This window comes from Terriglobia bacterium (assembly GCA_035712365.1).
In the GTDB taxonomy this organism is placed as follows: Bacteria; Acidobacteriota; Terriglobia; order UBA7540; family UBA7540; genus SCRD01.
The window spans coordinates 19,447-30,236 of record DASTAW010000018.1 but is presented as its reverse complement, the minus strand read 5'-3'; the positions used below and the strand labels follow the sequence as shown (position 1 = coordinate 30,236).

Below are 10,790 nucleotides of genomic sequence, written 5' to 3'. Positions count from 1 at the left end.
CGATCCCTTCTAACACCACTAACCGGTCCCGGTCCCGCTGACTCAACCTCAGTTCCTCTTTTCTCATCCCCCAAGCTTCTACCACCTAAAGCGGAACTTTCTACTTTGCTCATACCGGAACTTCTCACTTTGCAGCGACATTCAGGTTTTTTCTCTTGACAATCTGCGGGGTACATGATACTCCAAGACTCGTATAAAATTTAACGGGAGCTAATATGTTCCCAGTACTTCCTAAAGCTTCCTAAGTAACACTGACAGGGGTGGCGAAAGTTTTCGCGGGCGTGCCCGCGTCTTCTTTCGAAGTCCAGCCTGTTTGCATGGCGTGTAGTCGGGGTCTGGATTGGCAACCTCGAGCAGGGAGGTTTTCATGCTGGCAAAAATCGTGTCGACGTCTTACCGTGGACTACTTCGGAACGGCCTTCACAGTCGTTTTTGCGCCTTTCGAATTCTCTTAATTTTTGCCGTGTTCGCGCTGCTGGCAGTGCCGGTTCGGGCGCAGCTTTACAGCGGCAGCGTCACGGGCGTTGTCAGCGATCCCACCGGAGCCGTGATTCCGGGGGCCAAGGTGACACTGACCGACGTAACCAAGGGCTACGCTTTCACGGCCACAAGCGACACGGTGGGCCGTTACATTTTGCGGAACATTCCTCCCAGCACCTATACGCTGGCTGTCGAGGCAACCGGCTTCAAGTCTTACACGCGCACAGGCATCGTGCTTGACGTCAATCAGAATGCGACCGCGGACGTCGGCATGCAGTTGGGAACAACCACCCAGACTGTAGAGGTTTCCGGGGCCGCTCCTCTGCTGGCGACGCAGGACGCCACCACCGGCCAGGAAGTGAACCGCACTTACATCAATGATCTGCCGCTCGTCGGGCGGGGCGTTTTCGATCTGGCATTTCTCGCCCCAGGCGTCAACCCTGCCGCTGGCCGGGCGTTCGGGGACAGCGGAGGCGTGGCCAACAACTTCGTCTCGAACGGCGGGCGCAACGCCACGTCAGACATTCTGCTTGACGGCGTCAGCACCACCGATTACGAGCAGAACGGCGGCATCATTGTCCCGCTCTACACGCCTTCGGTGGACGCGGTGCAGGAATTCAAGGTGCAGCAGAACAATTTCAGCGCCGAGATCGGCTTCAGCGGCAACACGGTGCTGAACGTGGTGATGCGCTCCGGCACCAATCAGATCCACGGCAGCGCCTACGAATTCCTGCGAAACCAGGCCCTGGATGCCAACGACTGGTTCAATAATCAGGCTGGAGTCGACCTGCCTGCCCGCCGCTACAACCAGTTCGGCGGCACGGTCGGCGGCCCAATCATTATTCCGCATTTTTATAACGGCAAAGACAAGACTTTCTTTTTCTTCGATTATCAGGCCACGCGTGACCACTCGGCCTCATCGTTCAACGCGGGCGTACCCAGCGCGGCCGAACGGAACGGCGATTTCGGCGAGCTTTGCGGGTACTCAGGAGGCACTTTCGACGGCAGCGGCGTGTGCTCAAGCCCGGATGGCCAGCTCTGGGACCCCTACTCTGGTTTTTTAGATCCGGACAACGGCTGGACCAACCAGACGATGATTCCCTTCAACAACCTGGCCACCTTTCAAAGCGCGGGCCAGGGAATACCGGCGGGGGCGTATACACTTCCCGCGGGGCCCGGAAACATCATCGACCCCGTCTCATCGAAAATGATGTCCTACTACCCCCTGCCGAACGTCGGAGTTGGCACCGCAAACTACAATCCCTACAACAACTGGCACGGCGCAGGCGTGAACATCAACAATGGGGACCAGTTCGACATCAAGATCGACCATCGCTTCAACAGCAGTAACCTGCTCTCCGCGAGGTATTCGCAGCAGTGGGGCAACGGACATGGCGCCACCTGCTTCGACAATCCTCTCGATCCCTGCAATGCGGGTCCCGTCATCAGCTCCGCGCATGCCGTCGTCCTGAATGACACTTGGACGGTGAGCCCCACGACGGTGGTGAATCTCTCCTACGGTTTCACGCGCTCCTTCAGTAACGGGAAGGGCCCGGCTGGCGACTTCCCGAACTTCAGCCCCGTTACTGACCTCGGAATGCCGTCCTACATCACGGCATCGGGGTTCCCGACCGCTCCCACCGTCTATGTTTATGGCGGTTACCAGATCGCTGCTGGTGAATCGCTCGGATACCAGGCCTGGGCGATCATTAAGTACGGCCAGGAAACGCACGACCTGCTGGGAAGTCTGGACAAAATCGCCGGACGGCACGAAATCAAGGTAGGCGGGGAATATCGTATGCACCGCATCACTTTCGGCCAGCCGGGCGCGCCCGCGGGCATCATGCTCTTCGATACCGATACGACCGACCAGAATCCTAGCAATTTTTCGGGAGGTGGAGACGCGATGGCTTCCTTCCTGACCGGCATCGGGGGACCGAACCAGTGGGGCCAATATGAAGTTCCGCTTTTCGTCGCCACCCAGAGCAACCAGTTTGGCGCCTTCATCCAGGACAACTGGCGCGTGACGGACAAGCTCACGCTCAACCTGGGCGTTCGCTATGATCTCGACCTGCCCCGTACCGAGCGCCACAACCGCATGGAATGGTTTGATCCGAAAGCTCCGTTACCCTTCACGGTCCCGGGAATGAATGTTACCGGCACCGAGATCTTTACCGGGGTAAACGGAAATTCGCGAACGATTGCGAACAACTATTACAAGGAATATGCCCCCCGTGTGGGGCTGGCCTACCGATTCTGGAAGAATACGGTTTTCCGCGCCGGCTACGGCATCTATTTCAACCCCAGCGTCTGGGCGGCGGCCGGGACCGGCCCGGTTGCCGGTTTCGACGGCTTTACGGGGTTTAACCCATGGCCCCTAACCTATCAGAGCAATGGATACACTCCATTCGCCTTCATGAGGGACCCATTCCCATTCGGAGTCAACCAACCCACGGGCTCCTCGCTGGGTCCCTATACTCAGCTTGGAAGCGGGGCGAACGGGAACTTACGCAGCGATAACGCCGGTTCCTACACGCAGACCTGGAGCGCCGGATTCCAGCATGAATTGCCCGCAGGCGTGCTGCTCGACCTCAACTACGTGGGCACCAAGGGGACGCATCTCTATTTCAACGGCGCAGGAAACATCGACCACCTGGGTCCGCAGGTCGAGCAGATGTCAACGGACCAGCTCAATGCCATCAGTAACACTTACGTGCCGAACCCGTTCTACGGGCTGATTACCGACCCGAGCTCGAGCCTCTCTCAGCCGACCGTTCCGCAGCAGCAGCTCATGTTACCTTACCCGCAGTTTACGGGTGTCTTTGCAGCCTTCCCGCCGCGCGGCAACTCGATCTACCACGCCTTCCAGTTGCGAGTGCAGAAAAATATGTCGCACGGAATCCAGTTTGTCGGCAATTACACCTGGTCAAAGACCATCTCTGATTCCGACGTCAGCGGCTACACGGAATGGCTGGGTGGGTTTGACGGCATCCAGGACCCCAACAACCTGAAGCTCGAGCGGGCCGTCTCCGAATACTCCGTTCCGCAGGTATTTACATTTGGATATGTCTACAGCTTGCCATTCGGCCATGGCCAACATTTCGGATCGAAGTGGAACCCCGTGGTGAATGCCGTCTTGGGCGGGTGGAAGACCTCAGGTCTGTGGAGGTTCGACAGCGGCCAGCCAGTGGCTATCAGCTTGGACGGTAGCGGAAATCCCATCCCTAGCTATGGCAGCCAACGGCCTAACCTGCTTGGCCGGCTCGAACGAAATACCGGCGCCAATTGGAGGACCCAATACTTTACCAATCCCCAGGTCGTCCAGTATCCGAGTAGATATGCGATTGGGACGGCGCAACGCACCTTGCCCAATGTCTACATGCCGGGCGCCAAGACGGCAGGTCTCTCCTTGATGAAGGAATTTTCCATGTCTCCCATTCGCGAAGGCATGAGGGCGGAGTTTCGTTTGGAGACCTTCAACGCCTTCAACCACCCGCAGTTGGGGTGCCTCAATGGCAAAGTCACAGATGGCTTTGACGGCTCCGATCCGGGCACTTTCAATGGCTTTGGAGCATTAAATTGCCAGGCCAACAGCCCGAGGGAATTGCAGTTAGGTTTCAAGCTTTATTTCTAAGCCCGGTGCCCGTTTGGGTTGGCGGGGGCTTCCGTAGCGCCGGCATCTTGCCGGCCCTGAGAAGTGCCGCCGGGACGGCGGCGCTACAACGAGCGTCGTTACCCTATTTTGCAGCCCTCAGTAATTTATGGGCCAGGGCGGACACCTCCCCGCCCTGGCCCTTTTTTTCAGAAGTGGGCGGGGCTGGCTCAGTTTGATTAGTGGCACGGGCGTCCCGCCCGTGTTTGGGTCCAAAAGACACGGCCAAGTTGGCCGTGCCACCAAGGCGGTCAAAAGCACGGCCAGAGTGGCCGTGCCACAAAACCGGGATAATATTTTGGGGCGGTAGCAGGTGGGATTAAGATACACAGTGATGGTTTTCCGATCCTGTCTGCCGCTTGCCTGCCTTGCGATTTCTCTCGTCGCGGGGATGGCCCGGCCCTTCGCTCCTCCCCAACAAACCTCCGACTCATTTGGGCAAGCGGTTGAAGCCTTTCAGCAAGGCCGCTATTCGGAAGCTGAAACCGCGGCTCGGGCGGTGGTGCGCGCGGACCCACGCGACGCCCGCGCTCTCGGCCTGCTGGGTGTGATTCTGGATGCCGAGCGAAAATACGGCGAGGCGGAAAGCGTGTACCTTCAGGCCTTGCGGCTTGCCCCGGACTCGGCGGCGCTGCATAACAATCTCGGAAACCACTATCTGGCGCAGGGCGAGGCGGCCCGTGCCCGTGCCCAATTCCTCAAAGTAGTCGGAATCGATCCCGGACATCCGAATGCCAATCTTCAGCTTGCCGAGATGAGCATTAAAGCGAAGGACGGAAATTCTGCGCTCCAGTATCTTTCCCACCTGCCCGCGAGCGCGCTTGCCCAGCCCGCGCCGGCGCTGCTTCACGCCCAAGCGCTGCACCTGGCCGGTAAGAACGAAGAGGCTGAGCGGGCTTTGGACCAGATTGCGCAGCAGGCCGGAAGCGATCCGCGCACAGCCTTTTCGGTGGGAATGGTTGACGCGGGATGGAAGCGTTACGCCGAAGCCGAGCAGGCGTTCGGGCAGGCGCTCAAGCGAGACCCGGCGAACTTTGACATCCAATACAACCTCGGCCTTGCAGCCCTGAATGCACGCGACTATCCGCGTGCGCTGGTTGCGCTCGAGGCAGCCCAGCGCCAGAAACCCGGCGATCCCGACACCCTCCTTAGCCTCGCGCGGGTCTACTCCGCCACGGAGCGCGATGACCAGGCCGTGATCCTGCTGGTCAAAGCGATGAAGGAAGCGCCCGAGCGGCCGGACATCCTGATGACCGCAGCACAGACTTCAGAGCGGCTGGGCTTTTACGTAGATGCGGCGGGGGCGCTCGAAAAATACCTGAAGCTGAAGCCCGGTGATGAGGTCGCGCGCCGCGAGCTTGGCTATGTGCTCATCCGAACGGCCAGGCTGGACGACGGCGTGCGCATTCTCAGCGCCTATGTCGCCAGGCATCCCAAAGACCCACAGGGCCTCTACGAGCTGGGCATCGCAGAGTCGGTGCGCGACAAGCAGAAGGCGCTCGCCCGCCTCAACGCCGCTCTTGTGCTTGACCCGTCGCTTACGGGCGCCCGCTACGCCCGCGCTGTCCTGGTGGCGCAGCAGGGGAAGTACGAGGAGTCGATCAGCGATTTGAGAAAAATTCTCGAAAGCGAGCCGCGAAATACGAACGCTCTCTATTCGCTCGGCGATGACCTGCTGATGGTCAACCGTCCCGCTGACGCGGTCAAGCTGCTGGCCCAGGCCGCAGAACTTTCCCCGGAGGACCCGAAAATTCTTCTCCGATACAGCCGGGCGCTCTTGCGCGCTGGCAACACAACGGAAGCGCAGACGGTCATGCAGCGCTTTCAGGCAATCAAGCCCACGGACGCAGGCCCCCGGCCCAACGCCGGGCTGTTTGACTATCTGGGCCTGACGCCCCAGCAGCAGCACGAACGTTACATGACCAACCTGAAGCACAACATCGAGCTGAATCCGAATGACGTGAAGTCGTTGAGGCTGCTGGCAAAGGTGCTTCTGATGGAGGGGAAAACCGACGAGGCGATTGAGGATTACAAAAAGATCCAGACATTGAGCGCTGGTCCCAAGGTGCTGGCCGGCTGCGGCAGGGAGCTTCTTGACGCGGGCCAGTATGGGCTGGCGCGGGAATTTCTAGCCGCAGCTATGAAGCAGGCGTCTCGATCAGGTGAGGCGTCAATCGAGGGCCTGCGCCTCGATTTCTCGTTCGCTATTTTCCATGGCGAAGGAGGCGCCGCCGCGCTCGCCGAGCTCGACAAGACTCCGGCTTCGTTCCGGCACGGCGACTATTATCTGCTTAGGGCGCAGATCCTCGACTCGATGGGGAAGGAGGCAGAGGCGGGGGCCGACCTGAACCGCGGCATCAACGCCTCGCCGACGCGCGCCAATCTATACTTTCAGGCGGCGCTGTTTTTGATCAAGCACGGCGAGTATCAGCAGACGATACGGCTGCTCGATCTGGCGAAGCGCGCCGTCCCGGACGATCCGGGACTGATGCTAATACAAGCCATCACTTACGAGCTTCTGCAGCGTTTTGATGAGTCGCAAAAGTTGATGGCCGAGGTCCAATCGCGCTGGCCGGAGTGGGGCCAGCCTTACCTGATTGATGGCATCATTCTGCAAAACCACTTCAAGCAAAAGGAAGCTAAACAGAAGCTGGAGACGGCCATCACGCTCGGCGCAAACGATCCCAAGGCCTACTTTTATCTTGCCTCCGCCTGTCTCGACTCAAACCCGCAGGACTTCCCGGGGGCGAACAAAGCCATCGGAAAGGGGCTGGAGGTGGCTCCAGAGAACGCGGATCTCCATTGGATGGCGGGCAAGATCGATCTGGCGGAAAAACGCTATAGCGAGGCGGTGGAGCATTTGCAGGCGGCCGCGCGCTTCGATCCCAGCCTTGTCGCGGCGCATGAGACGCTGAGGGCCACTTACCTGGCGATGGGCGAGAAGGAGAAATCCGTTGCCGAGTCCCGGGAAATCGTTCGCCTGAAACAATTGGAAGCGGCGAAGGGAGCCAGTCAAGGGCCGCCGGCGATCAGCGCGCCGTTGTTCACCGTTCGCCTCCCTGGAAGCCGGGAAGTCACGACTGACCCGTGACCCGCCGCCGTTCTCGTTCGAGCAAGGGATGAAATTTCATTACCAGCCAATGCGAGGCCGCGGAGCCGTTGGAGTTGCTGCGATTTCCTTGCTGGCGACGGCGCTCGCCGTAAATCTGGCGGCGCAAGACACTGCCCGGCAGCACGCCGAGCGCGGGATTGGCCTTGCGCAGTCCGGTAACCTGCCTGCCGCGGAGACGGAGCTTCGCCGAGCCGCGCAGCTTGACCCGCACAATGCCGAACTGCTGGGCAACCTCGGGACTGTGCTGGCCATGGAAGGCAAGCTGGAAGAATCAACGCCGATCCTGAAGGAGGCTGCGCAGCATAATCCGCAGGCGCTGGTGTTGAGGCAATATCTGGCCGCAAATCTGTGGCAGCTCCACAAGTTTGCAGAAGCCAAAACGCAGCTCCAGCTTATTCTGAAGGCCCAGCCGCAGAACAAGCAGGCCATCTTCTTGCTGGGAATGGTTTCTGCAGACCTCAAAGATTACGCAGCGGCGGCGCGGCTGCTTGGTTCGGTCCCCGATCTCGTTCGCCAGCATGCCGAGTCTGTGGCGGCGCTGGCGCTCTCGCAATACTGCACAGGCGCAAAGGAAGAGGCGCGAAAGACGCTCGGCATCTTGCTGGAACATGCGGGCGACGCTAAGGCTGCGCTGCTGGGCGCTCACGTTGCTTCACAAGCGGGCGACTATGAGGAATCGCTCTGCCTGCTGGAGCCGTCAGAGGCTTCGAATCCCGGGTTCCCGGAGCTTGCGTATCAGATCGCGCTTGCCGAGTACCACCTCGGACGATATGCGGATTGCGAGACAAAACTGCTTGCGCTGGCTCACGCCAGGCAGGACTCCAGCGAAACTGAGAACCTGCTGGGGTGGTGCTACGAAAAACAGGGCAAGCACCGCCCTGCGATTTCCGCCCTGCGGCAGGCCATTGCGCTCGGCCCTGATCAGGAATCGAATTATCTTGACCTGGGCGGAATCTTGCGCGAAACAAGATCATTGCCTGCAACGCTTGCGGTCGCCACGCAGGGCGTCGAACGTTTTCCCAAGTCCGGCCGCATTTGGGGCCTGAAGGGCTCCGCCGAGTTGGGGATGAGCCATTATCCCGACGCCATCAGGTCCTATTCCCGCGCTTACGAACTGGACCCGTCTGACGCCAGCGCGCTGCTGGGATTGGGCGAGGCGAGGGAAGGCCACGGCTCATCCGCTGAGGCGGAGAAAACTTTTGAGGAAGGCGCCAGGAAATTCCCGCGCGATGCGCGCTTCGACCTTGAATATGCGTTTCTGCTGCTGCGCAGGGCCGATGCGGGCGACAAGACGGCAGCGCCGCGCGCGGTTGAGCTGCTCCGCAAAGCCCTCGCCATCGATCCTGCGAGCGCTGAAGCTCATTACCAGCTCGGCAGTCTCGCTCTCGAAGGCGGCAGGCCGAAGGAAGCCTTCGACGAATTGCAGAAGGCCGCGCAACTCGAGCCCGATGCCAGTAAGATTCATTTTGCCCTGGCGCGCGCCTGCCGTCACCTGGGGCAGAAAGACGCGGCGGCGCGCGAGATGGCCATCTTCCAAAAGCTTAAGGAACAGGAACTCTCGATGGCTGAGGCCGCACCGGCCGGCATGGGATCGCGATAAAATCAAAACGCGCCGGGGCGCGACTGCCATTGTCCATGAAACGCAGACAGTTTCTCAAAATTTCCGCTGGTCTGGTTTCAGCCGCGATGTGGCCGGGCGAGCTGGCTTCTGCAGCGGCTGCGCGTGGCGAAATCTTCACCGACGTTACTGCCGAGGCGGGAATCACCTGGCGCCAATTCAACGGCGAATCTCCGGACCGTTTCCTGATTGAAGCGATGGGTGGCGGCGTGGCGGTGGCAGACTTCGACGGCGACGGCAGGCTTGATATCTTCCTCGTCAACGGCGGTGAGACTCCCCGCGGCAGGAGCCCGGCGCCCCTCGCCAACGCACTCTACCGCAATCTCGGAAACTTGAAATTTGAGGACGTTGCCTCGCGCGCCGGAGTCGCCCACACTCCGTTTTACGGCATGGGCGCCGCGGCGGCCGATTTTGACAATGACGGCTTCCAGGATTTGTTCGTCACCGGCTACCCGCGCTGCGCGCTGTTCCACAACAACGGCGACGGAACGTTCTCGGACGTGACGGACAAAGCGGGTGTCGCCAATCCGGGGCGCTGGGCCGCAAGCGCGGCGTGGCTCGACTACGACCGCGACGGCCGCTTGGACCTGGTGGTCTGCAATTACGTTCAATTTTCCTTCGACGACCCGAAGAGCTGCCAGTATCAAGGCATCCGCACTTATTGCGAGCAGAGGGCGTATGTGGGACTCCCTCTTTCGCTTTATCACAACAATGGCGACGGAACGTTCAGGGACGTGAGCGGATCCTCCGGCCTGTCCAGCTATGTCGGGCGTTCCCTGGGCGTAGTCGCGATCGACGTGGATGACGACGGCTGGACCGACCTCTTTGTAGCGCGCGACGCCTCGCCCAATCTTCTGCTCATCAACCAGCGCAACGGAACGTTTGAGGACGTGGGCCTCGACGCCGAGGTGGCCTACGACGAAAACGGGAGGGCCAAGTCCGGCATGGGCGTGGATGCCGGGGACGTGAACGGCGACGGCTGGCCGGATTTCGTAGTGACCAACTTTAATGACGAGTACCACTCCCTTTATCTCAACCACGGCTCGATGCCCTGGCAGGACTGGACTACACGTTCGGAGCTGGCGCGGTACACTCGCGCCGACGTGGGATGGGGAACGCGGTTCCTCGACTTCGACAATAGCGGCCGCCTGGGTCTCTTCATTGTAAACGGACACATCAGCCAGGTGATTGGGATGGTACGCCGCGACGTGACGTACAAGGAGCGGCCGCTGCTCCTTTCCAATAACGGCCAAGCTGTTTTCGAAGATGTGGGAGCGTCTGCGGGCGCAACCTTCAGCCAGGGGTACGATGCGCGCGGCCTGGCAATCGGGGACCTTGATAATGACGGCGGCCCGGACGCCATTTTTACCTGCTTGAACAATTCTCCGGTCCTGCTGCGCAATAACGTGGCGCATGAGAATTCCTGGATCGGTTTCACGCTCAAGGGAATAAAAAGCAACCGCGACGCCATCGGCGCCAAGCTCATCCTGCAATCCGGAGGGCGTCGCCTGGTGCGCTGGATCGCCGGCGGATCGAGTTATCTTTCCTCACAGGATAAACGGGTTGTTTTCGGACTTGGGCGCGCACCTGCACAAATGCTCTCGACCGTGGAAATTCGCTGGCCAAGCGGACAAACACAGAAGGTTTTCGGCCTTGCCGCGAACCGCTACCACGCCATCGAGGAAGCCCCAAAGTGACAGCCCGTTTGGAAAGACGCCAGAGTAAGCCGCGTCTGCTGAAACCTGGTGTCTACAACCAAAAAGAGGCCCTCTCCTTGCTACACGGCACACAAAGCTTCCTGGCGTATACTTGGGATGGAAACTGTTTTGAAGTGGAGGGCGTCGAGCCTGATCACACCGTCGAACTCTCACGCGATGCAATGGGCTCCGGTCGTGACGATCAACTTGAAGGCGCCATTGAACTGACTC

At 60.0% G+C, this 10,790-nt stretch carries 4 protein-coding genes; all 4 read left to right on the top strand.

Going from position 1 to position 10,790, the window contains the following annotated elements; translation table 11 throughout:
- The first annotated feature begins 367 nt into the window (after positions 1 to 367).
- The gene (locus VFQ24_05025) at positions 368 to 4,114 is read left to right on the top strand and encodes a carboxypeptidase regulatory-like domain-containing protein (protein HET9177705.1); all 3,747 of its coding nucleotides are present in this window, start codon (positions 368 to 370) and stop codon (positions 4,112 to 4,114) included.
- 352 nt (positions 4,115 to 4,466) lie between these two features.
- Positions 4,467 to 7,223, top strand: a complete 2,757-nt coding sequence (locus VFQ24_05020; protein ID HET9177704.1) for a tetratricopeptide repeat protein — start codon at positions 4,467 to 4,469, stop codon at positions 7,221 to 7,223.
- A gap of 28 nt (positions 7,224 to 7,251) precedes the next feature.
- Complete coding sequence (locus VFQ24_05015) at positions 7,252 to 8,844, top strand: tetratricopeptide repeat protein (protein HET9177703.1); 1,593 nt, start codon at positions 7,252 to 7,254, stop codon at positions 8,842 to 8,844.
- A gap of 35 nt (positions 8,845 to 8,879) precedes the next feature.
- Positions 8,880 to 10,559 carry a CRTAC1 family protein gene (locus VFQ24_05010; protein ID HET9177702.1) on the top strand — a complete coding sequence of 560 codons (1,680 nt, stop codon included), beginning with the start codon at positions 8,880 to 8,882 and terminating at the stop codon, positions 10,557 to 10,559.
- The last annotated feature ends 231 nt before the right edge of the window (positions 10,560 to 10,790 follow it).

Excerpts from the sequence above, each read along its gene's own strand:
- VFQ24_05025 (HET9177705.1), top strand. The coding sequence starts at position 368 with ATGCTGGCAAAAATCGTGTCGACGTCTTACCGTGGACTACTTCGGAAC.
- VFQ24_05020 (HET9177704.1), top strand. The coding sequence starts at position 4,467 with ATGGTTTTCCGATCCTGTCTGCCGCTTGCCTGCCTTGCGATTTCTCTC.
- VFQ24_05015 (HET9177703.1), top strand. The coding sequence starts at position 7,252 with ATGAAATTTCATTACCAGCCAATGCGAGGCCGCGGAGCCGTTGGAGTT.
- VFQ24_05010 (HET9177702.1), top strand. The coding sequence starts at position 8,880 with ATGAAACGCAGACAGTTTCTCAAAATTTCCGCTGGTCTGGTTTCAGCC.